This window comes from Adhaeribacter radiodurans (assembly GCF_014075995.1).
Lineage (GTDB): Bacteria > Bacteroidota > Bacteroidia > Cytophagales > Hymenobacteraceae > Adhaeribacter > Adhaeribacter radiodurans.
The window spans coordinates 2,247,134-2,270,997 of record NZ_CP055153.1; the positions used below are offsets into that span (position 1 = coordinate 2,247,134).

Genomic DNA, 23,864 nt, shown 5'->3' on the forward strand with positions numbered 1-23,864 from the left:
CTGAAGAATGAGGGCTTGTAGCTCAGGTGGTTAGAGCGCTACACTGATAATGTAGAGGTCCCTGGTTCGAGTCCAGGCAGGCCCACCAGCACATGGGGGATTAGCTCAGCTGGCTAGAGCGCCTGCTTTGCACGCAGGAGGTCAACGGTTCGACTCCGTTATTCTCCACACTTAAATAGTACCTCAGTAAAGGCAACAGGTCTTTACTACTAAACTTAGGATTTTTTGTTTGGCTGGCCGATGTATCCCATCGACCCACAAGCGAGCAACTAACGCCTAAGATAAAGTTCTTTGACATAATGGCAAGAGAAAAACTAGAGTAGACTGTAAATACGAGTAAAGAGTAAATTTTTTAAGAAAGTTACTAAGGGCGTATGGGGGATGCCTAGGCTCTCAAAGGCGAGGAAGGACGTGATAAGCTGCGATAAGCTCGGGGGATTGGCACATACGAAGTGATCCCGAGATTTCCGAATGGGGCAACCCGGCTAGTTGAAGACTAGTCACACCGCAAGGTGAGCAAACCCGGAGAACTGAAACATCTAAGTACCCGGAGGAAGAGAAAATAAAAATGATTCCCTGAGTAGTGGCGAGCGAAAAGGGAAGAGCCCAAACCAGTATTGTTACGGCAATACTGGGGTTGTAGGACCACGAGATGGGACTGAAAAGTAAAGCTAAATTACCTGGAAAGGTAAGCCAGAGAAGGTGATAGCCCTGTCAGCGTAAGCTTTTCAGCCTTAGTGGGATCCTGAGTAGGGCGGGACCAGCGAAATCCCGTCTGAATCTACCGGTACCATCCGGTAAGGCTAAATACTTTTGAGAGACCGATAGTGAACCAGTACCGTGAGGGAAAGGTGAAAAGAACCTTGAATAAAGGAGTGAAATAGAACCTGAAACCATACGCTTACAAGCGGTCAGAGCCTCTTCGTGGGGTGATGGCGTGCCTTTTGCATAATGAGCCTACGAGTTACTCCTCTCTGGCAAGGTTAAATGTTTGAAAACATGGAGCCGCAGCGAAAGCGAGTCTGAATAGGGCGCATAGTCAGAGGGGGTAGACGCGAAACTTTGTGATCTACCCTTGACCAGGTTGAAGTGTGGGTAACACCACATGGAGGACCGAACCAGTTTCCGTTGAAAAGGATTTGGATGAGTTGAGGGTAGGGGTGAAAGGCCAATCAAACTGAGAAATAGCTCGTACTCCCCGAAATGTTTTTAGGAACAGCGTCGTGGTTAGAGTTTTAGAGAGGTAGAGCTACCGATTGGACTAGGGGGAGTCACATCCTACCGAATCCAGACGAACTCCGAATGCTCTAAAATATACGCGGCAGTGAGGCGTGGGGTGCTAAGGTCCCACGCCGAGAGGGAAACAACCCAGACCATCAGCTAAGGTCCCTAAATCTATACTAAGTTGAACAAAGGAGGTCCAGTTGCTTTAACAGCCAGGATGTTGGCTTGGAAGCAGCCATTCATTTAAAGAGTGCGTAACAGCTCACTGGTCGAGCGACAGGGCATCGATAATAATCGGGCATCAAGTATAGTACCGAAGCTATGGATATGTAGTAATACATGTGGTAGGGGAGCATTCTCATCGGCGTTGAAGGTGCCTGGTAATGGGTGCTGGAGCGATGAGAAAAGCAAATGTAGGCATAAGTAACGATAATGCAGGTGAGAAACCTGCACGCCGTAAGACTAAGGTTTCCTGAACAACGCTAATCGGTTCAGGGTTAGTCGGGTCCTAAGGCAATACCGAAAGGTTAAGTCGATGGACAACGGGTTAATATTCCCGTACTAGCTTCATAGAGTGATGTGGTGACGGAGGAGTGAAAGGTCTGCGTACTGACGGAATAGTACGTTGAAGGTGGTAGGTAGTAGTTTGGTAGGCAAATCCGCCGAACTAGCTGAAAGCCGATAGTACACCAACCCTTCGGGGGCGGTGATATGACCCTAATCCGACTTCCAAGAAAACCCGCTAAGCGTTTACTATGAAGCTACCCGTACCGTAAACCGACACAGGTAGTCGAGGAGAGCATCCTCAGGCGCTCGAGTGAATCACGGCCAAGGAACTCGGCAAAATGGCCCTGTAACTTCGGGAGAAGGGGCGCTTCCTTGCAGCAATGCAAGAAGCCGCAGTGAAAAGGCCCAGGCGACTGTTTAACAAAAACACATGGCTTTGCGAAATCGAAAGATGAAGTATAAGGCCTGACACCTGCCCGGTGCTGGAAGGTTAAGAGGGGGGGTTAGTCCGCAAGGGCGAAGCTCTGAATCGAAGCCCCAGTAAACGGCGGCCGTAACTATAACGGTCCTAAGGTAGCGAAATTCCTTGTCGGGTAAGTTCCGACCTGCACGAATGGTGTAACGATCTGGGCGCTGTCTCAGCCGTGAGCTCGGTGAAATTGTAGTCTCGGTGAAGATGCCGAGTACCCGCAACGGGACGGAAAGACCCCGTGCACCTTTACTATAGCTTAACATTGACTCTGGATAATTCATGTGTAGGATAGGTGGGAGTCTATGAAGCGGTGTCGCTAGGCATCGTGGAGACAACGTTGAAATACCACCCTTGAATTATTTGGAGCCTAATCTCGCAAGGGAAACAGTGTTTGGTGGGTAGTTTGACTGGGGTGGTCGCCTCCAAAAGAGTAACGGAGGCTTTCAAAGGTACCCTCAGCACGCTTGGTAACCGTGCGTAGAGTGCAATAGCAAAAGGGTGCTTGACTGTGAGGCCGACAAGCCGAGCAGGTACGAAAGTAGGATATAGTGATCCGGTGGTTCCGCATGGAAGGGCCATCGCTCAAAGGATAAAAGGTACGCCGGGGATAACAGGCTGATCTCCCCCAAGAGCTCATATCGACGGGGAGGTTTGGCACCTCGATGTCGGCTCGTCACGTCCTGGGGCTGGAGAAGGTCCCAAGGGTTCGGCTGTTCGCCGATTAAAGTGGCACGCGAGCTGGGTTCAGAACGTCGTGAGACAGTTCGGTCCCTATCTGTTGTGGGCGTAAGAAATTTGAGAGGACCTGACCTTAGTACGAGAGGACCGGGTTGGACAAGCCGCTAGTGCACCGGTTGTGACGCCAGTTGCAGCGCCGGGTAGCTACGCTTGGATGAGATAAGCGCTGAAAGCATCTAAGTGCGAAACTCACCTCAAGATGAGATTTCTTTTAAGGGTCGTGAGAGATGATCACGTTGATAGGCGGCAGGTGTAAAGCAAGAAACTGCAAAGCTGAGCCGTACTAATTACCCGTAAACTTTCTTAAAAACCCTGTTTACTTCCAGTCCACGGTAGCGTTTTCTCTTGCCCATTTATGTTACGCTAGCACGTGGTGCTAGTGAATAAGACTTTAGCCATTATCAAAGCTGCCCAGGCAGCTTCGCTTACTTAACCAGTAAGCCGAACAATAATGGTGGTTATAGCGCGGGTGTTCACCTCTTCCCTTTCCGAACAGAGCAGTTAAGCCCCGTAGCGCCAATGGTACTGCAATCACATGCGGGAGAGTAGGTAGCCGCCAACCCCTTTTTTCCTCTGAACGCCCCCACCTTCCTTGAAGATGCGGGCGTTCTGCTTTTTAGTGAAATGGGTAGCGGATTCTTGCCTTATTCTTCTCTCTTTATAAAAATGAAAGAACCTGGAAAGGTATAATCACGGGTTTAGGTATCACGTATTACCATAATTAACTATTTAGAACCTCACTATTTAGAACGTCAATATTTAGAACCTTAACGTACAAGTAGAAGAGAACAACTTCCAAAAAGTTCTTGCCTACCAAGATTAGTGGAAATGATTGGTAATCTAACCCTTGAACCTTGGTGACCTTCCTAAAATCCCTGTAAGTAAGTACTTTAAATAATTGCAAAAAGTACTTACTTGGTATTGACTTGAGAGTTGGATAATAAAGTAATAAAACCTAAGTTAATGCACCCTACCGTTGTATCAGCTTTGATTTAATTACTACTTCTTGCCGGATTGAGCTTCCTGGATTGGTGATATCGTTCATTAAAATTTGCGCAGCTTTTTCGCCCATTTCATATGGAAATTGTTCAATAGAAGCAATAGGAGGGTTATCCAAGTAAGAGCAGAAGGAAAGATTGGAAAAGCTGACGAAAAAAATATCTTTGTTTATACGAAAGCCTCGCTCTTTACATACCTGCATGGAATCTAGGGCAATGTAATCGTGAAAAGCTAAAATAGCTTGGGGCAATTCTGATAAATTTAATAATTCGTTAGTTTTCCGGATCGTGTCTTCCTTAGTTAGGTTTAAACTTTTAATGTAGTGAATGTTTACCGGAATTTCGTACTCTTGTAAAGCTTTTACATAGCCTCTTAAGCGTTCTTCTGTGGCTTGCAAAGTATTTGGACCATTTAATAAAGCAATTCTTCTTAGGCCGCGTGAAATTAAAAAAGCAATGGCTTCGTAGGCACCAACAACGATATCAGAATACACGCAACTATTAGGAGCTCGCTTAATCACGCGGTCGAACAATACTACAGGTACTCCATGTTTCTGGGCTTCATCAAGATGCAGGTAGGTTTGGGTTTCAGAAGCTACTGATACAATAATGCCATCTACGCCATGTTTGATTAAAGAAGTAATGGCTGCTTTTTCCCGCTCAAAATTATTCCGAGATTGTACCACCAACACACTGTAGCCTTGCTTCGTTGTAGTGTCTTCAATACCCGAAATAGCCAGTGAAAAAAACTGTTCGGTTAAAAAAGGTAGTACCACCCCAATATTAAAAGTACATCTTTTTTTTAAATAGATAGCCGTTGAATTAGGCACATAACCCATTTCCTGAACTAATTCATGCACTTGTTCGCGGGTGCGTAAACCAATGCGTGGATGATTTTGTAGTGCTCGGGAAACTGTGGTAACTGATACGCCCAAACGTTTGGCAATTTCTTTCATGGTGGGCGTGTTATGAGCCATAAAAAATGGTTAAGAGATGGTAGACTAAAACTACAGTGTTCTGAGCAATAAAGCTAATAAATCAAATTTCTTTAATTAAGCTACAATTTGCGCAATCGGTTGCACGGCCCTAAAGCAATAATTAAGCTCGCTGGTTGCATTCGACAGTTAATAATACCTTGAATAAGTAAGATATAATATTTATATTCAACAATCTTAATCATATTGAAAATACTGGCCGAACTATTTCGGTAGTATTAAAGCTGAAATTTAAAAGATAAAAAGTGACTACAATTTCTGCATCGGATTCTAGTATCAGTATTTCTACACCTGGTCGAATTTGTCTGTTTGGGGAACACCAAGATTACTTAGGCTTACCGGTTATTGCTGTAGCTATTTCCCGGCGAATTTACCTGACAGGCCACCCTCGACCGGATAAAAAAGTGGTACTGCATTTACCAGATATAAACGAACAGGAGACTTTTGACTTAGCTCCCCAACTAACTTACGAAAAATCACGCGATTATTTCCGGAGTGCTGTAAACGTTATTCAACGGGAAGAAAGAATTAGTTTTAACAGGGGTCTGGAAGCTACTGTTCGGGGTAATATTCCTATCAATTCGGGTACTTCCAGTTCTTCGGCGTTACTCGTTTCGTGGATAAATTTTCTGCTGCACACAGCAGATAAGCCCATTATTAAATCAGCAGCTGAAATAGGTGAATTAGCCTATAAGGCCGAAATATTGGAATTTGGGGAACCCGGAGGGATGATGGATCATTACTCTACGGCTATGGGGAATATAATATATTTAGAGTCTCAACCCAAAATCCACGTTCAAACCTATAGGCCTAAGCTTGGCACCTTTGTATTAGGCGATTCCCAGCAACCAAAAGATACTATAAACATCTTAAAACGAGTAAAATACGGGATGTTAGAGGCTCTGCGGAAAATTAAGGCTTACGATCCTACCTTTGATTTACACGTGAATCCTTTAAGTAATGCATCTGAATATCGGTCCATCTTGACTGAAGACGAAATGATACTCTTTAAAAGTAATTTATCGGATCGTGATATTTTACGCCAAGCAAAACAATTACTGGAACAAGGCCGGTTAGATTCTGAAGTACTTGGAGGGTTGCTAAACCAACACCAGGATAATTTGCGGGATGCAAAAAAGGTCTCTACCCCTAAGATCAATGCTATGATAGAGGCCTCGTTAAGGGCTGGAGCCTTAGGAGCCAAAATAAATGGTTCTGGTGGGGGCGGCTGTATGTTTGCGTATGCCCCGGAGCAACCCGAAGCAGTGGTAGAAGCAATAGAGCAACAAGGCGGTAAAGCTTATATTATCACCATTGATGAAGGAACACGGTTAGAAATAATGGTTGAGCCAATAGTAAAGGAATCCTAATAATAACTTAAATTCATTTTTACCTCCTTAGTTTAGCCGATATTAAACAGTAATAGAATAAAATTATATTGTAAGTACTATTATTTAACGCTAGGTACAATTACGATACATTAAGCAAGAATGATTTAATCGAACCAATTATATAAAGGAGTGAATTATAAACTTTGATAATTTGAATACAAATGACAAAATTTGTTAACCGGCGTGAGTTTATCCGGAAGAGTTCAACCGTTTTAGCGGCTACGGCAGCTACCAGTTTATTACCTGTAAGTTTATTAGCGCAAAAAGCTGCCCCTAAAGTACGGTTAGGATTTATTGGGGTTGGTTTGCGGGGACGGAATCACGTGCACAATGCCCTGGCTTTCCCGGGAGTAACCATCCCCGCTATTTGCGACATCGACCCGGCCGCTGTTGCCGCAACTCAGAAAATGCTGCGGGAAGCTGGCCACAAAGAAGCCAAAGTTTACGGCAAGAACGATCACGATTTCGAAAATTTAGTAAAACGCGACGATATTGACGGGGTAATTATTGCTACTCCCTGGGAATGGCACGTACCTATGGCCCTGGCAGCTATGAATGCCCGTAAATACGCGGGAGTAGAGGTGTCAGCTACGGTAAAATTAGAAGAATCTTGGGCTTTGGTGGATACCTTCGAAAAAACCGGTTCGCATTGTATGATCCTCGAAAATGTGTGTTACCGCCGCGATGTAATGGCCGTCTTGAACATGGTGCGCCAGAACCTATTTGGAGAAATTACTCATCTGGAATGTGGTTACCAGCACGATTTGCGAGGAGTAAAGTTTAATAATGGTCAGAAGGCTTACGGAGGTGGGGTAGAGTTTGGTCCCAAGGCATTCAGCGAAGCTAAGTGGCGCACGCAGCACTCTGTAGACCGTAACGGCGATCTATATCCTACTCACGGTTTAGGACCAGTTGCCGAAATGATTAACATTAACCGGGGTAACCAGTTTTTGTATTTAACATCTATGGCTACTAAAAGCCGTGGCCTGCACAAATACATTGTAGATAATGGCGGCGAAAACCATCCGAATGCCAAAGTTAATTTTAAGCTGGGCGATATAGTGCAAACCATGATTAAATGCGCCAACGGCGAAACCATTTTAATTACCCACGATACCAATTCGCCGCGACCTTATTCCCTGGGTTTCCGGGTGCAGGGCACCAATGGCCTTTGGATGGATGATGGCGATAAAATTTACATTGAAAAAGTAAGTAAAACCAACGATGAGTGGGAGCCCGATACTGAATACATGAAAAAATACGACCATAAACTCTGGTCGCAATTTGAGAAAGAAGCCGAAGGTGCCGGTCATGGGGGGATGGATTATTTCGTGATGCGGGATTTTGTGGAAGCCATCCGGAACAAAACAGCGCCACCCATTGACGTATACGATGCCGCGGCTTGGTCGGCTATTAGTCCTCTATCGGAACAATCTATTGCTCAAAATTCTGCTTCTATTCCGATTCCTGATTTTACCCGTGGCAAATGGAAAAACCGCCAACCCGCTTTCGCTGTTTAAGTAAATAATTCATAAATAGAGAACCGCTTACCAATTAAGTACACTGTTATTTAAAATTTAAATAGATTGTCCTTCCGGAAAATATTTTGCTTCAATAGCAATTTAGTTTTCTTGAAGGACAGTTTTATTTTATCTCATGTGAAACACGAGATTTTAGTAAATTCGGAAGTGTTATAAAAGCTTAAAATAGTACGCCTAAGTTCAAATTTTATGAAAAAGCTGGTCTTTCTTCTGGTTGTTTTTTTCAATACTACCGTTTATGCCCAGAAACAAGAAATAAACTGGCAGGAAATTACACCGGGAATTTGGGAAGCTGTTATTGGAAACCCCGAAGAAATTGACTTATTAAGGATAGCCGAAATTCAACCACGCACAGACGCGCTGCAAAAGTTAGGTAAACTTCCTTTCCCGGATTTTCTAAAAACCAGTAGTGCCGACATAAATGATAATAAAACTTATTTGCGATTTCCGTTGCAAAAAGAAGAACAGCTATTTGGTTTAGGCTTAAATTTTAAAACTGTCCAGCAACGGGGAACCATCAAAAATCTGCATGTAGACCATTATAATGGTCAGGACGATGGCCGTACCCATGCTCCTATTCCCTTTTATGTATCAGATAAAGGCTACGGCATTCTTATAAATTCGGCTCGTTACCTAACAGTTTATGCCGGAACCAGCGTCCGGGCGGATAGTAAAGATTTCCCGTCTGAGCGAAACCGGAACGACCCAAAGGCAGGTTGGGAGGCCCAGCCCTATTCAGATGCGGTAGAAATTCTGGTACCGGCCATAGGCGTTAAAGTTTATGTTTTTGTGGGCAAAACCCCTTTAGAAGTTGTTCAGCGCTATAATTTATTTAATGGCGGCGGTACCTTACCTCCTAAATGGGGTTTAGGTTTTACGCATCGTACACCTACTTTATTTACCGATAAACAAGTTTTAAAAGAAGTGGCAGCTTTTGAGACGAAAGGTTATCCATTAAGTTTTGTGGGTCTGGAGCCTGGCTGGCAAAGTACCTCTTACCCGAATTCCTTTGTTTGGGATAAAACCCGGTTTCCGCAACCGCAGCAATTTTTAAGCGAATTACGAAAAAAGAACATACGTGTAAATTTATGGATTAATCCTTATACAGGTTCTAAATCTCCGGTCTACGACCAGATAAGACCATATACTTCTTCGCATACTGTTTGGATGGGTTTAGTACCCGATTTTACCCTGAAACCAGCTCAGGAATTATATAAAAAATTGTTTACGTCCGAACATTTAAAAATGGGGGTGTCCGGGTATAAAGTAGACGAGGTAGATGGATATGATAATTGGCTTTGGCCGGATGTAGCTACTTTCCCATCGGGTATACCTGCGGAGCAAATGCGGCAGGTGTACGGCCTTAAATTCCAAAAAATGGTGGATAGCTGGTTTCGGGGGCGAAATACGCGCACGTACGGTTTGGTGCGGGCTTCTAATGCCGGGGCTTCTAATTTGCCTTTTGTAATTTATAATGATTATTACGACCACCGAGATTTTATTACTGCCTTGTGCAACAGTTCCTTTCTGGGTGTTTTATGGACTCCCGAAGCGCGTTCTTCTAAAACAGATGAAGAATGGCTGCGTCGGATGCAAACTGTATGTTTTTCGCCGATGGCTATGCTTAATGCCTGGGCAGATGGTACCAAACCTTGGACTTACCCAGCCGTGGCCGAACCCATTAAGCAGGTAATGTTACTCCGGATGCAACTGTTGCCGTATCTATACACCACCTTTGCGCAGTACCATTTCGAAGGCAAACCACCCGTACGGGCTATGAACCTGGTGGAAGGTTTTTCATTTACTACTAAATCTGAAACTGTTGGCTTAAATTCAACTGATAATCCTTATGGTTTGGCCTTAAAGCAAGACATTAAAGACCAATACATGCTGGGTGATTATTTGTTGGTGGCTCCGCTTTTTGCCGGCGAAAAAAGCCGCAAAGTTATTTTACCGGCTGGCAAATGGTATGATTTCTACACCGGAAAGTTGGCAGGTGCCGGAGAAGTATTTCAAATTACACCAGGGATGGATAAAATTCCACTTTTTGTAAAAGATGGAGGCATTATTCCGCTTATTCCACCTTGTTTAAAAAGTCCGGCTAATGAAACAATATTACCACTTACCGTCCGGCATTACGGGGAAAAAGAAGGTTCCTGGAATTTGTACGACGACGATGGTGAAACCTTTAATTACGAAAAAGGTGCTTATACCTGGACCAGATTAGAAGTTAAAAAAGATAAAAATGGCTTGCTGAAAGGAAATGCCTTAATTGCAAAGAAAAATAATTTCCATTATAAGAATATCCGTTGGGAGTTTATGACTACTTCTAAATAATTAGGTGAAGCTTTTGCAGAATGGTATAAAGCAATTGCAAAATAGGCTAAAAGTGAAAGAACATATTAGTTGAATAAAGGTCTTTTACGTGGAGACTGTTCCAGTCTCCATATTTAGGTTTTATGAGGATTGTTAAGTACCCACAGTTGGCTCCCGGCCGGCGGGCCTCGTTTGACTCTCTCGCACTCACTATCCTTTCTTTCCTCGACTGCATCTGCGGAATGTGGCTGCGCTACACCGGAAGCCTAGCAGGTGCTCTAAAGTTAAAGTGTGTCAGCCTCTATAACACTTGATACCCTATTTGCCAATATTGTAATCCAAACTAATAATTAATCAGTTTAGAAAGGCTGTTTAGGGAAAACGTATAGACAAAAGCCTTTAATCAGTAATTAAAATTTAACTTTTCTCGGTTACTTTAGTTGGTTGGACAAAACCCGAGGAAGGGGATAGACTGGGTTCCTGTCCATCTACTTCTTCGTAATCCAGGTCTTTGTGGAAGGTTTCTTCTAAGCGGGATAAAGCCAGCAACGCAATCCCCACGATTAAGGCACCTACCAGAGCCGCTCCGGTGGTAAGACCAAAATGTCCTTTGGCATATATGAATAAGGCTGAAATGGGAATTACCGAAGCTCTCACAAAATTAGGTACCGTGGTAGCTACCGTGGCTCGTAAGTTAGTCCCAAATAACTCGGCCGCAATGGTGATAAATAAAGTCCAGTACCCGTTAAAGAAGCCCAGTGCTGCGCAGAAAAAGTAAAAAGTAGTCAGGCTTTGGGTTTTAGCCAGTAAATAAACCAGCATTAAAGAATAAGAACCTAGCAGAAAGATAAACATTCCTTTCTTGCGACTTCTAAACCGCTGGCTCAGGTACCCCGAAACTATATCACCGGCCACCTGGCCAGCAAAGGCTAACATTACGGCTTTGCCCGCTACTATAGGTTCTGTAACTCCTAAAGCCGCCCCAAATTCCGGAGAAAAGAAAATGAGAACCCCTGAAACAAACCAGATGGGCGTACCTATTAAAATAGAGTATAAATATTTACTAAAACGGGTACCATTCGAGAACAGCATCAGGAAATTGCCCCGTTTTACGTGTTTGTTTTTCAGGTGCAGAAACACACCCGATTCAAAAACTCGAACCCGCATAAATAGCAATAACAATCCTAAACCACCGCCCACAAAATAGGAAACTCTCCAATCAAAAGTTGAGGCAACAAAGTAGGCTAGAATGGCTCCAAACACCCCAACTGTAGCCACCAAGGTGGTTCCCCAGCCCCGGATTTCTTTCGGTAATATTTCGGCTACTAAGGTAATTCCTGCTCCTAACTCGCCCGCCAGACCGATACCAGCAATAAAACGTAAAGGCAAATACTGTTCGTAAGAAGTAACAAAACCATTGGCAATATTGGCCAGGGAATACAACAAAATAGAACCAAATAACACCGAGAGCCTACCTTTTTTATCACCCAGAATACCCCACAAAATACCACCGATTAACATACCGGCCATTTGCATATCCAGGATAAATAAACCTTTATGGAACAAGTCATCGTCGGTTAAACCTAACTCTTTTAGACTGGGTACCCGCACGATATTAAACAAAAACAAATCATACATATCTACCATATAGCCTAAGGCGGCTACTAAAACGGGTATTTTTAAAAGCTGCTTCAGCACAGGGGATATTGCCATAGATTTGCTTGTTAAATTTTAAAACGTTGTTCCGAAAGAGTAATCTTCAATTTACCAATTTGTAAAAGAATTCCAGCAATTAGTAAGTAAGAGAATTTGGGTCTAAGAGGGTAATGATGCTAAATAGCTTTTTTAGTTATTTAAAATTATTTCGTAGAGCCTATTACAGTCTCCTTTTGGTAGTGCTAACTTGTTTGGACCGTAACCAATTTGCCTCGTGACTTGCGGGTCTCGTTTGGCTGTTAAGGTCCTTTTAGCGTTCCGGTGCCGACGTAAGAAGCATGGTGCAACGCTATAAGGATCTATGAAGCCAACTGGTATTAGTTGCTAGTAACTTCTGATACCACCATTTCTACCGTTTATGGAATCAAAATGGAAAATATACATTCTGTATTTAAATTCTGTTAAAGCTACCCTCCTAAGTTGAAGAGGAGTAGGGATGTTTGATTTTTCGCTTATTAGTTTTCTTTGGGTGCTTTAATAATTTTTGGTAGTAAAAAGGCGTATCCAGTAATAAATAGTTACAAACGTGGTAAGGTCATTCCGCCGTCTACCATTAGTACCTGGCCAGTGGAGTAGGGAAAGTAACCCAAAGCTAAGGCTGCAACGGCTTTTCCTACATCCTGGGCTTCGCCCCAACGTTTTTGTACGGTTAAGCCTTCGCTAATTAATTTATCATACTTTTCGGTTACTCCGGCGGTCATATCGGTTTTTATAATGCCGGGTCGTACTTCGTAAACCGGTATGTTGTATTCACCTAACCTTGCGGCAAATAATTGAGTAGCCATGCTTAAACCAGCTTTGGCCATGCAGTATTCGCCCCGATTAACTGAGGCCACGGTAGCCGATACCGACGAAACATTTACAATACAGCCGGAGAATTCCGGATTAGTTTGGGTTTGCTCTACCATCCAGTTAGCAACGGCCTGGGTTAGAAAATAAGGACCTTGCAGGTTGGTGGTGAACACATGGGTAAAGCTTTCTTCGGTAGCTTCCAGAATATCTTTCCTTTCTTTAGGAGCTACGCCGGCATTATTTACCAGCACGTGTAGTGCTCCAAAATGAGCTTTAATTTCTTTTATCATCCGGGTACGGTCCGCTACAGAAGCCACATCGCCCTGGCAGTAAATTGCTTCGCCTCCGTATTGTTTTAAATCATTAATAACATCCGCCACGGCTTCTGCCGGGCGTACGCCATTAATGGCTACGTCGAATTCAGCTTGAGCCAATTGCTTGGCAATACCCAAACCAATACCCCGACTTCCCCCTGTAATAAATGCTACACGTTTCATGCATTCACTAAAATTTAAGAAATTAAATCTTTAAGTTATTTTGATGATAAGTAAGATTAAGTTTAATCTTACAATTCCGGAATGTTTACCCAACAGCGCTTGGCCCAACTTTCTAAACCTTTTTCGGCTAATTGCACGCCTTTGGCTCCCTCGCGTAAATCCCAGGGGAAAGGGGTGTCTTTTACAACGTGCTTTAGGAAAAGCTCCCATTGCACCTTAAAAGCATTTTCGTACACTTCCTGTTCGGGTACTTTCGACCAACCTTCGAAAAAATTAATAGGTTGCGGAATATCGGGGTTCCAGACGGGTTTAGGTGTATTCCCGTAATGCTGGGTATAACACTCGCGTAAGCCAGCTACTGCCGAACCCTTGGTACCATCCACCTGTAAGGTTAGTAAATCGTCGCGGCGTACCCGGACGGTCCAGGAAGAATTAAAATGCGCAATTACCCCGTTTTCTAATTCAAAGGTAGCATAGGCTGCATCGTCGGCGGTAGATTTGTAAGGCTTACCGTTTTCGTCAATTCTTTCTTCAATGTGGGTGGCACCCAAACACGAAACAGCTTTTACTTTGCCAAAAATATTATCCAATACGTAGCGCCAATGGCAAAGCATATCTACAATTATTCCGCCATCATCTTCTATGCGATAGTTCCAGGAAGGGCGCTGCGCCGGAATAGTATGCCCTTCGAAAACCCAATATCCAAACTCCCCCCGCACCGACAAAATTTCTCCGAAAAAATTATTCTGAATTAAACGTTGGAGCTTAAGCAAGCCCGGCAACCATAATTTGTCTTGTACTACTCCGTTTTTAATGTTGTTCTTTTTACAAAGCTCATACAATTCCAAAGCAACTTCTGTACTAACGGCAGTAGGTTTTTCGCAATAAACGTGCTTACCGGCTTTTACGGCTTGCCGTACCCCTTCTGCCCTTCGGCCGGTAGTCTGGGCATCAAAGTATATTTGATAATGCGGGTCGCTCATTACACTTTCCAGGTCGGTAGTGAAGGCAGGTACCCCCGAAAGCTCCGCTAATTTTTGCAGCTTAACGGCATCGCGCCCTACCAGTACTGGATCCGGTATAATAAATTCTGAGGGACTAACTTTTACGCCACCTTGTTTAATAATCTCGACGATAGAACGCAATAAGTGCTGATTCGTACCCATGCGGCCTGTTACGCCGTTCATGATAATACCTACTTTATGAATAGTGGGGGACATGCTTTATGAGTTAAGAGTTAAAAGTTATGAGTTTGCAGGTTTCAACTTTTTAGAAAGTACTGTTAGTTTTTGGATTTGAATTGATAGGATTGCAGCATTTTGTTGATGCCATTATCGTCTTTTATCGCGTTAACCGGTTTAGTATGATTGGCATCCCAAACTAAAAGCTTTGGTCGGTCTTCTACTATTACAGAGCTTTCATCAATTATTCCATTGGTGGTTTTAACCTTGGTTTGATCCAGGTTTAAGTGCTTCGCTAAAAAAGTATAAGCCGCCTGCCGTTTGCTGGGGCCATAATCGTGGCCTTCGTTGGGAAGGTGTACATTTTGAACTAAGTTTTCCTGGTTGTAAAGTTTATAAATGTTTTGAATGTAAGGGTATTCCACTTCAGGGGTATTCTTCGTCCAATCTTGTCCGTCTGAAACCAGCAACATGGGGCGGGGAGCGGCTAAGGCAGCAATTTCTACATTACTGGTTTGATGATGTGCGCTTTTATGAATGGGCATGCCGCTTTCGCAGTTACAGCCACCAAAAAAATGAGCCGATACCATTACCACCGGAACCGAAACGGCAATCCGTTTATCCAGCGCCGTTAGTAAAAAAGTTTGCGTTCCACCACCCGATTCTCCGGTTACTCCAAGTCTCTTCGGGTCTACTTTAGGTAAGGAAAGCAAAAAATCAATGGACCGCAATCCGTTATTTACCTGGATGGTTAAGGCTTTTGGATGAACCTGGGGCATTTTATGCGTACTTTGGTCCGATTCACCGTACCCGAGCATATCGTAGGTAAAAACAATAGCCCCCATTTTTGCCAGAGTAGCACACCGTTTCTGTACCGATTCATGGAACCGTCCCATGGTTTTCGGGTCGCTGGAATGCCCGTGTGGCGAAAGAATAGCAGCGTAAGAGGCTTGAGGTTGAGTTGGCCTATACAGGTTGCCCGTGACAAAAAAACCAGGAAAGCTTTCAAACGCAACATTTTCTACCGTATACCCGTCGTAAACCCGTTTACTATGAATGATTGGCTTTAGAGGATTTTTTGTCGGGAGATTAGTAAATTCTCCGCCGGTAATAATGCCTTCCCGAATAATAGAAGCTCTTTTTCCCCAACTTTCTTTGTCTGAATAGGTAGAAGCAAATTTTTCCAGGGCTGCTTTCCCTTCAACCTCTGTAAAATAAGCTCCCCGGCAAAGCATGGATTCATTATTTTTTTCCTGCGCAATCAGGTTAAAGCACAATATATAGCAGATAACCAAAATAAGAATACTCCTTTGGGAAGATAACTTCATTGATTGTAATTATTTTTTAAAACTAGTTTACTATCCTATTCTCTCCATAGAGGTAGGGCTTTTACCTTCTCATTCACGAGCGGCCTGCTCGTGAGTAGTGTTGTCAGACATCTGGCTAGTAGGAACATGAAGGCTGATTGCTTTTAAGGAACTTATATCCATTATCCCGGCCAGAGGCCTACCAAATAAGTAGACACGAGGCTGGAGCCTCGCGCCAGTTTTGAGATTACATAAATTTTCTCAATTTATTTCTAAGCTAAAAATGTACTTCGGATAATTTGGTAGGTCTGTACCAAAAAGTAATAATACCATTATGAATATTTTAAATAAGTTTCTTTTATCTTTTCTAAAAATTGGTGCTGGTCTTGTTGCCAGTGAATGTTCGAGAAAATTTCTACCTCGTTAAAACCTGTAAAGCCTGATTCTTCTACCCAACCTCGTATTTGTTTGAGGTTAATGCATCCTTCTCCCATCAGGCCACGGTCATTTAACATATCCAGGGTAGGTGTTTTCCAGTCGCAGATATGAAAAGCCGATAAGTTTCTGTTTTGAGCACAGCGTTTAATCTGGTTTTCTAAATCAGGATCCCACCATAAATGATAAACGTCTACGGCTATTCCTACATTAGGAGAGTTTAAAGCTTCAGCCATGTCGTTGGCTTGGGCTAGGGTATTTAAGGCGGAACGGTCGCCGGCATACATGGGATGCAGCGGTTCAATGGTTAATTTTACCCTGGCAGCGGCAGCGTGCGATAAGCAAGCCCCAATTCCATCCTGAATTTGTTTTCGGGATTCCACTAAAGATTGGCCGGGAGCAGAGCCGCATACTAAAACTACCATGGGAGCACCCAAAGCCTCGGCTTCGTCGATAGCTTTTAAATTATCTTCGATGGCTGTCTGTCGGCCGATGGCGGTAAGGGCCGGAAAAAAGCCTCCCCGACACAACGACACCACTTCCAGGTTTAAGTCGCGGAGCAGATTGCCGGTTTGCCTGATATCCCGATTTGCCAGAGCATCGCGCCAAACCGTAATAGCTCCAATACCCGCCGCCGAAAATTCCTGCGCCGCTTTCTCAATGGGCCAAGGCTTAGTGGTAATGGTATGCACGCACATACGTTTAAAATCAGTTAACTCCTTCGCCATTATTGTACGCCGTTATAGAATGTGTAATAAGGCTCCCCGTTAATAATTTTTTGCAGGTAAAGCGCAACTTCCCGGATATGATAATCGCCCCACATGCTGGATTCGCCTAAGGGAATAGAACTGCCTTCAGGGACGTAATCCCAACCATTAGGCCAATGGTAAACCGAATGCAGCAAAATTCCCTGGTGATTGGGGTCCGTACTCAGGTAAGGTTCCTGCAATAAGGTTTGCACCACAGTTAGGCCGGCTTGCCAGTATTTATCACCCATTTCTGTTTCGCCTTTTTCCTGTAAGAATTTCCCTAAACGCAATAAGCCCTGAGCGCCAATGGCCGCAGCCGAAGCATCTACGGGTTCCTGGTTGTTAAAAGGGTCGGCAGGTCTATCGAGATAATTGCCTAGTTTATGTAGGTGGGGAGCACCGGTATCCCAGTACGGAATACCGTCTACAGGAGTATGTGTGATGTAAAAATCACAGGTGGCCCGTACCGCTTTTAGCATATAACCTTCTATTTCTTCCCGGCCGCCAAAGTTTAGTAATTCTGTATCGGAAATAGTTTGCAAAAATTCCAGTTCTTCGGCAAAACCGCACATTGCCCAGGCTAAACCTCGGGTCCAGGTGCTAAAACCAGTGTAGCCCTGTTGCGAATTGGGTGCCCGGTAATTACCGTCTTTGGTGTTGAAAATACTCTCATGCGCCGTACGACCCCAAATATCAAACGAATCCCTACCTTCGCCATAATAAACCGAAAATTGAGCCGTGGCCTGACAATGCAGCAATGCGCGTTCGAGTAAATTAATTTTTATGTCGTTTTCTGCTTGCAACACATGGCCTAACTGGTGACTGACCATTAAAGCCCGGCACGAACGAATAGTATCGACAAATAAAGAATGCGGACCGTTAAAGGAATGAATAAACCCGCCAGATTTTGTGGTAGTCCAGCGACTGCCTTGTACCGCTCCTGATATTTTAAGGGCTAGTTCGTAAAAATTCTTTTCCCACTCGTTAAAATTTGTTTTTCCTTCCTGCATTAACCGCAACAAGTTGCCGTAAGTACTTACGTTGTTAAAACCATGGTCGTGCACCCCAATGTGACTTACATGGGGAGCCATAACCTGTACCGTTTTTGAACGCCCGGATTCCAGAAAATCCATTTCTCCGGTGGCATCAAACTGCAGAATAGCTGAGCCAAACTGAAATCCTTGGGTCCATTCGGTCCAGCCGCGAGTAGTATATTGACCTTTTACCGTAAAAACCGGCGAGCCTTTGCTGGTATCGTAAATTTGCTCAATACTTTTAATTTTTTGTCCGGATAGTTCCCAGAACCTTTGTAACAAAGGTTGCAGGGCGGCGGCTTGTAAATCTTTTTTAATTTGAATCATTCCAATAAGGAGTTTGGTTTGTGTCGGTTTCTGATTTTACAAAAGGTAGTTTATCCGGCTAATAAAAAAGAATTTCAACAGATATAACAAATTAAATTTTCTTGTTTGGCAAGCAGCCATTTACCCGCCACATTTTACCATCCGTTTTGGTGTAGAGATACAAATCGTTATGCAGACCTACCCCAAATCGCAAGTCGGTTTTTTTATTACCGGTAATTGCCTGGAAAGTAGAAACAGTACCATCGAACTGGACGATGAATTCTTGAATAGGCGCTTGTTGCCCTAATTTAAGTTGATTGTTATCCACGAAAAACACCCGGCCGCTTACGATATCCCCGAAAATATATTTGTTTTTGAGTAAGGGAATATTACCGGTATATACAAAACCGGCGGAAAATGCATTGCCTTCGCCGTGGTCGAACTGAACAACGGGGTAGGTATAGTTATACTTTGAATCATCGGCTGGTAAAGCATAAACTTTGTCCATTTTACCCTGGTAATTTAGTAAGAAAGTTCCTTCGCGGGCAGGCCAACCGTAGTTAGCACCGGCTTTGCCAATGTTTAACTCTTCGATATTGGTTAAACCTATATCAGAAATAAGCATTTTACCATCCGGAGACCAATAAATGCGATTCGGATTGCGAAAACCGGTAGCAAAAACTTCACCCAACGTTTCGGGGTCATTATCCTGAGCAAATGGGTTAATAGCCGGAATACCGTAATGTCCGTTTTTACTGTTGGTGCCCTTTGGGTCAATCCGGAGGACCGTACTCCATACGGTTTTATTGGAATTGCATAAAAAAGAATATTTCTGCTCAGCAGCGCCACCATCGCCGATACCTATATATAATAGCCCGTATTCGGGGGAACCTGGTTTAGCAAAGGGATTAAAAGTAATTTCCTGAACTCCATGAATCTGGTTTACCATGTTTACCCGCAATAATTCGCGGCCCTGACCGGCAAAAACCGGCGCATTTGGGTTGGGCAATTTCCATTCGGTAAGTACCCATTGCAATGCTACTTTAATGGAATCGGCGTAAGCAAAATCGGCAGGAGCAGTGTTCGCTTTTTCGGTATGAGTGGTGTAAAAAAGTCCGTTTTTATAAAATTCCGGGTGAAATGCGTAGCTACCAAAACCGGTGGCCAAACCAGGAGTAGGAATAAAACCGGGTCGTTCTTTAACCATGTCCATGTACACCCGCAAATTTTTACCATCCATTTCGTAGAGTTTGCCGCGTAAATCCTGTACAAATACCCGGTTCTTTTTACCCGGTAATACCACCATACTATTGATGCGAGCCAGTGGAATTTTATCGGAGGTAGCCGGAGCAGTAATAAACGATTCCAGGCTAAGGAGTAATTCTGATTTAGGAATTTTGGTAGGAATTGGGTCGAGCAAAGGAGGCCCTAGTTTGGCGGTATTTTCATCTACTGCCGAGGCGGGTTGCTGCGTATGCAGGTAAGCCAGAATAGATTGCACATCCTCCGGAGTAAAAGCCGTAAAAGGAGGCATCATTTGCTTGTACTCTTCATAAAGCTTAACTGCATTAACATCGCCGGACTTTATAACCTCCGGGGCATTTCGCACAAATTTACTCAGCCATTCGGGGGAGTCGCGGCTTGTTACACCGGCCAAATTAGGCCCAATGCCTTTCTGCTCAAAGTTATGACAAGCTGTGCAATTCGACTGGAACAATTCCTTGCCGTGAATAATATCGTGCTCGTCGGTGGAGTAGGCACTTTGGTTGAATGGAATACTGGGTTTAGAAGAATTATTTGTTGTAGATACTTGTGCATTAGTATTTGTTTGCGGGGTATTATCAGCTTGCTGATTATTGGTGTTTTTTCCTCCGATGCACCCTGGCAAGACAATAGCTCCGCTTATAAGCAATAAACCAATTTTTATTTTTAAGAAGGGTAGAATCCGGGTAGAAATTAGAGTAGGTATTAATTGGTTTAACCGCATTTCAAAAGGTATTTGGTTTTACACGCTAAATAATAAATTTCTGGCTCGCTTACTTTTAAATAAGTGTCCTTTTTGAGAGCTGCAAAAAGAGACTAAAAATTTCAGGATAGTAATTAAATAAAAAGAGACTTTTATCCCTTTAATTTAATTAGTAAAAGGTTTCCTAGTTAAAAAAGAAAAGTTTAAAACGCAAGGTGAAATCTTTTGAAATTAATAAAGTAGAGGAAAATAGAGTTAGCGAATCCTTTCCTAATTTTAATATCAAGCAATTTTAAATTTAAATTCTACTGCAATACTATTGTTGACTAATACGACGGTTACTTTTTTTCTTATCTTTAAAATTGATAGGCTTGTTCTATTCATTACTTAAGGACTGCTTTAATTTTTTACATTCTTAATTATACTAAAATTATCTATCTCTACTCAATGAAGTACTCAATTAAGCCTTTAGCTGTAGGCTTGTTATTACTAGGAAGCTGTTTAAATCTTAATCGCCAAAAAAGTAATGTTATTTCTAACCAGAAGGAAGTAGATTATCCTAATTACGGCGGCAACAAAGCCGGTAATCGTTACTCGCCTTTAAATCAGATTAACCCGGACAATGTCCAGAACCTACAGGTAGCCTGGATGTACGATACTGCTGAAAAGCCCGACCAGAATGATCCAAAACCGCAGCGGCCTAAAGCCATTCAATGCCAACCAATTGTGGTAAATGGAGTTTTGTACGGTACTACTTCCGAACTAAAACTTTTTGCTCTGAAAGCCGGCACCGGAGAACAACTCTGGATTTTTGAGCCTTTAAAAGAAGATACCAAATTTAATACGAGCCGGGGAGTTTGCTATTGGGAAAACGGCGATGATCAGCGGATTTTGTATTCGGTGGGTTCTAATTTGTACGCGGTTAATGCCCAGACTGGGCAAAAAATAGAAAGCTTCGGAAAGAATGGTACGGTAGATTTACACGAAGGGCTCCAAACCAATATGGATCACGATGTGAGTAAATTATCGGTTACCGCTTCTACTCCGGGCGTGGTGTATAAAAATACCATTGTAATGGGTTCCAGCGTTTCTGAATCGGGCGATGCGGCACCGGGTCACATTAGGGCTTTTGATGTAATAACTGGCAAGTTAAAGTGGGTTTTCCATACCGTGCCGCAACCCGGCGAATATGGTTACGAAACCTGGCCACCCAATGCATATAAATATATTGGTGCCGCTAACAACTGGAGTGGGCTGGTGCTCGATGAAAAAAGAGGCACCGTTTACTTTGGTACCGGCTCTCCGGCATCTGATTTTTACGGGGGAGCACGCGAAGGTGAAAATTTATTCGCTACCTGTATTATGGCCCTTGATGCCGAAACCGGGCAAAGAAAATGGCACTACCAAACCATTCACCACGATTTATGGGACCGCGATCATCCCTCGCCCCCTAATTTAACTACTGTAAAACACAAGGGTAAAAAAATAGATGCGGTAGTACAAGCTACGAAAGATGGGGTAGTGTACGTTTTAGATCGCGATACCGGTAAATCTTTGTTTCCGGTAGAAGAACGGCCGGTTCCTACTACGCCGGCTTTGCCGGGGGAGCATCCATTTCCTACTCAAAAGTTTCCTTTAAAACCGGCACCGTTTGCCCACCAGGTATTTACCGAAGCAGATATCACGAATATTTCGCCGGAAGCGCATGCCTACGTGAAAGAGCGTTTCGAAGAAATGCGGACCGACCATAAGTTTACCCCGCCCAGTGAAAAAGGTACCATTCTTTTTGGCTACAGCGGAGGTGCCGAGTGGGGCGGTAACTCTATTGATCCTGACGGTATTTTGTACCAGAATGCCAATGACGATCCCTGGATTTTACAAATGGTGTCGCAGGAAGAAAGAAATAAGGAAATGGCTTCGCTTTCGAAAGGGCACGGTTTTTACCTGGCTAATTGCGCGGTTTGCCACGGAAAAGATAGAAAAGGGAGCGGCTCAGAGTTTCCTAACCTGACAGATATTAGTAAAAGAAATAATGCCGAAGGTATAATGGCAATTCTGGCAAAAGGCAGCGGCCGTATGCCGGCCTTCGAACATATACCAAAAGAAAACCGCGAAGCTATTGTTCGATTTTTACTAAATACTGAAACTGCGGCTGATAAAGAGGAAAGTGAGCACAGCGAAACCGGTCCTTCTGAAACTGGTAAAAAAGAAAGCTTCCCGTATGTGCCGCGCTACGTAAATAAAGTGTGGAAGAAATTTACCGATCAGAATGGTTATCCGGCCATTAAGCCACCTTGGGGCACCTTAAGCGCTATTGATTTAAATACCGGCGAATATCTGTGGCGAGTACCATTAGGCGAATATCCGGAACTAACTAAAAAAGGCATCCCGATAACAGGAACCGAAAGTTATGGTGGTCCGGTAGTAACCGCCGGTGGCCTGGTATTTATTGCTGCTACCCGCGACGAAAAAATACGCGCCTTTAATAAGAAAACCGGAAAAGTGGTTTGGGAATACCAACTACCCGCCGGAGGGTTTGCTACTCCTATTACCTACATGGTAAATGGTAAACAATACGTGGTAATTGCCGCTGGTGGCGCCCGAGGATTAAAAGCCGGCGGTAAATACGTGGCTTTTGCCTTGCCCTAAATAAGGTAATTTTACTATTGTAACTATTCTAAATATTACGAAATATTCTGGATGAAAGGTGAATAGCTGCATTTATCTGGAAGTTAGACATTAAGATAGAGACGCTTTTATTATGCTTCGTTCAACTTGTTATACTGTTGAACGAAGCATTTTTATTTAGCATAATTCAAGGATATAATTAGTAATTTTTAGAAAATTTAAAATTTTATTTTTTTTAGATGTATTGGTTAAAATGAATCAATAAAGATGATTTCTATGTAATATTTTTATTTTTAATTAATGGTTTTATTATGAAATTTTCATTTTGCTAAAACCTGTAGTTTCCTAATTATTTTTTTTAATATGATTAAAAATTATATTTGACAAGTACCAAACAGAGAATCATTGAGCCAGAACTGTATAACGGATGAAGAACTTTTAAATGGTTTACGCCAGGAATCTGCATCCGCCTTTAAGCAGATTTTTGATTTACACTGGAATAAACTGTACCAAATAGCCTACCGTAAGACCGGCAGTAAAGAAATTGCAGAAGAATTAGTTCAGGAAATATTTTTAAATATTTGGCTTAAACGTAAGTCAATTACTATTAAAAGCAGTTTAGAAGCTTATTTGGTTACGTCCGTTAAATACTCCATTATTAATCATTACAAGGCCCAAATAGTAAGGAGCAGATTTAAACTTACGACCCATCAATTACCTGCAGCCGCCAATTTTACCGAAGAACAAGTTTTAACCGAAGAATTAAATTCCACTTTTAAAAAAGCACTGGAATCATTATCTAAAAAAACCAGGCAGATATTCGAAAAGAGCCGCTTCCAGAACTTATCAAACAAAGAAATTGCCTACGAATTGCAGCTCACCGATAAAGCTGTTGAGTTTCATATTACCAAATCCTTAAAGCACCTGAAAGTTTTCCTGAAAGACTTCGTTCTTCCTTTGTTTATTATTTGCTTTTCTCCCTGCTAGCCTTACTGAATTTATTAAAGACTTTTTAGTAAATATTTGGAGTAAATATCACCTTATTCTGGCGGTTGCTTGATTTTTCTTCCC

13 protein-coding genes, 2 tRNA genes and 2 rRNA genes are annotated in these 23,864 nt (G+C 43.0%); 9 read left to right on the forward strand and 8 right to left on the reverse strand.

The features are described from left to right. Positions 1-11 precede the first annotated feature (11 nt). The 4 genes from HUW48_RS09400 (at position 12) to rrf (ending at position 3,503) form a co-directional block, all read left to right on the forward strand. A tRNA-Ile gene (locus HUW48_RS09400) sits at positions 12-88 on the forward strand. Positions 89-94: 6 nt separating this feature from the next. After that, positions 95-168 (forward strand) — tRNA-Ala (locus HUW48_RS09405). 186 nt (positions 169-354) lie between these two features. Then, positions 355-3,248 (forward strand): 23S ribosomal RNA (locus HUW48_RS09410). A gap of 143 nt (positions 3,249-3,391) precedes the next feature. Further along, a 5S ribosomal RNA gene (gene rrf, locus HUW48_RS09415) occupies positions 3,392-3,503 on the forward strand. A 408-nt stretch (positions 3,504-3,911) separates the two neighbouring features. On the opposite strand, the gene HUW48_RS09420 is transcribed toward rrf, so the two are convergent. Continuing rightward, the gene (locus tag HUW48_RS09420) at positions 3,912-4,916 is read right to left on the reverse strand and encodes a LacI family DNA-binding transcriptional regulator (protein ID WP_182415426.1); all 1,005 of its coding nucleotides are present in this window, start codon (positions 4,914-4,916) and stop codon (positions 3,912-3,914) included. Positions 4,917-5,179: 263 nt separating this feature from the next. Between HUW48_RS09420 and HUW48_RS09425 the strand changes: the two genes are divergently transcribed. The 3 genes from HUW48_RS09425 to HUW48_RS09435 all read left to right on the forward strand — a co-directional run bounded on the left by HUW48_RS09425 (position 5,180) and on the right by HUW48_RS09435 (position 10,203). After that, positions 5,180-6,304, forward strand: coding sequence for a mevalonate kinase family protein (locus HUW48_RS09425; RefSeq protein WP_246343805.1), 1,125 nt, complete (start codon positions 5,180-5,182; stop codon positions 6,302-6,304). Positions 6,305-6,486: 182 nt separating this feature from the next. Then, a complete protein-coding gene (locus tag HUW48_RS09430) occupies positions 6,487-7,845 on the forward strand; it encodes a Gfo/Idh/MocA family protein (RefSeq protein WP_182415427.1) in 1,359 nt (452 codons plus the stop codon). A 210-nt stretch (positions 7,846-8,055) separates the two neighbouring features. Then, positions 8,056-10,203: a TIM-barrel domain-containing protein gene (locus HUW48_RS09435; RefSeq protein ID WP_182415428.1), complete on the forward strand. Its 2,148-nt coding sequence runs from the start codon at positions 8,056-8,058 to the stop codon at positions 10,201-10,203. Between the two features lie 396 nt (positions 10,204-10,599). Here the strand turns inward: HUW48_RS09435 and HUW48_RS09440 are convergent, their stop codons facing one another. The 7 genes from HUW48_RS09440 to HUW48_RS09470 form a co-directional block, all read right to left on the reverse strand. After that, positions 10,600-11,895, reverse strand: a complete 1,296-nt coding sequence (locus HUW48_RS09440) for an MFS transporter (protein WP_182415429.1) — start codon at positions 11,893-11,895, stop codon at positions 10,600-10,602. Positions 11,896-12,416: 521 nt separating this feature from the next. Next, entirely contained in the window at positions 12,417-13,187 is a 771-nt protein-coding gene (locus HUW48_RS09445) for a 3-ketoacyl-ACP reductase (protein ID WP_182415430.1), read from the reverse strand. Between the two features lie 68 nt (positions 13,188-13,255). Beyond that, positions 13,256-14,407: a Gfo/Idh/MocA family protein gene (locus HUW48_RS09450; RefSeq protein ID WP_220464007.1), complete on the reverse strand. Its 1,152-nt coding sequence runs from the start codon at positions 14,405-14,407 to the stop codon at positions 13,256-13,258. Positions 14,408-14,469: 62 nt separating this feature from the next. After that, positions 14,470-15,696, reverse strand: a complete 1,227-nt coding sequence (locus tag HUW48_RS09455) for an alpha/beta hydrolase family protein (RefSeq protein WP_182415431.1) — start codon at positions 15,694-15,696, stop codon at positions 14,470-14,472. Positions 15,697-16,007: 311 nt separating this feature from the next. Continuing rightward, on the reverse strand, positions 16,008-16,838 hold the full coding sequence (locus HUW48_RS09460) for a sugar phosphate isomerase/epimerase family protein (RefSeq protein WP_182415432.1): 831 nt from the start codon (positions 16,836-16,838) through the stop codon (positions 16,008-16,010). Then, positions 16,838-18,220 (reverse strand): glycoside hydrolase family 88 protein, encoded by a 1,383-nt coding sequence (locus HUW48_RS09465; RefSeq protein ID WP_182415433.1) that lies wholly within the window; start codon positions 18,218-18,220, stop codon positions 16,838-16,840. Before HUW48_RS09465 ends, HUW48_RS09460 begins: the two co-directional genes overlap by 1 nt. A gap of 91 nt (positions 18,221-18,311) precedes the next feature. Beyond that, entirely contained in the window at positions 18,312-20,186 is a 1,875-nt protein-coding gene (locus tag HUW48_RS09470) for a PQQ-dependent sugar dehydrogenase (RefSeq protein WP_182415434.1), read from the reverse strand. Between the two features lie 426 nt (positions 20,187-20,612). On the opposite strand from HUW48_RS09470, the gene HUW48_RS09475 reads away from it, so the two are divergent. Next, a complete protein-coding gene (locus HUW48_RS09475) occupies positions 20,613-22,814 on the forward strand; it encodes an outer membrane protein assembly factor BamB family protein (RefSeq protein WP_182415435.1) in 2,202 nt (733 codons plus the stop codon). Between the two features lie 384 nt (positions 22,815-23,198). Further along, positions 23,199-23,780, forward strand: coding sequence for an RNA polymerase sigma factor (locus tag HUW48_RS09480; RefSeq protein WP_182415436.1), 582 nt, complete (start codon positions 23,199-23,201; stop codon positions 23,778-23,780). Positions 23,781-23,864: the final 84 nt, after the last annotated feature.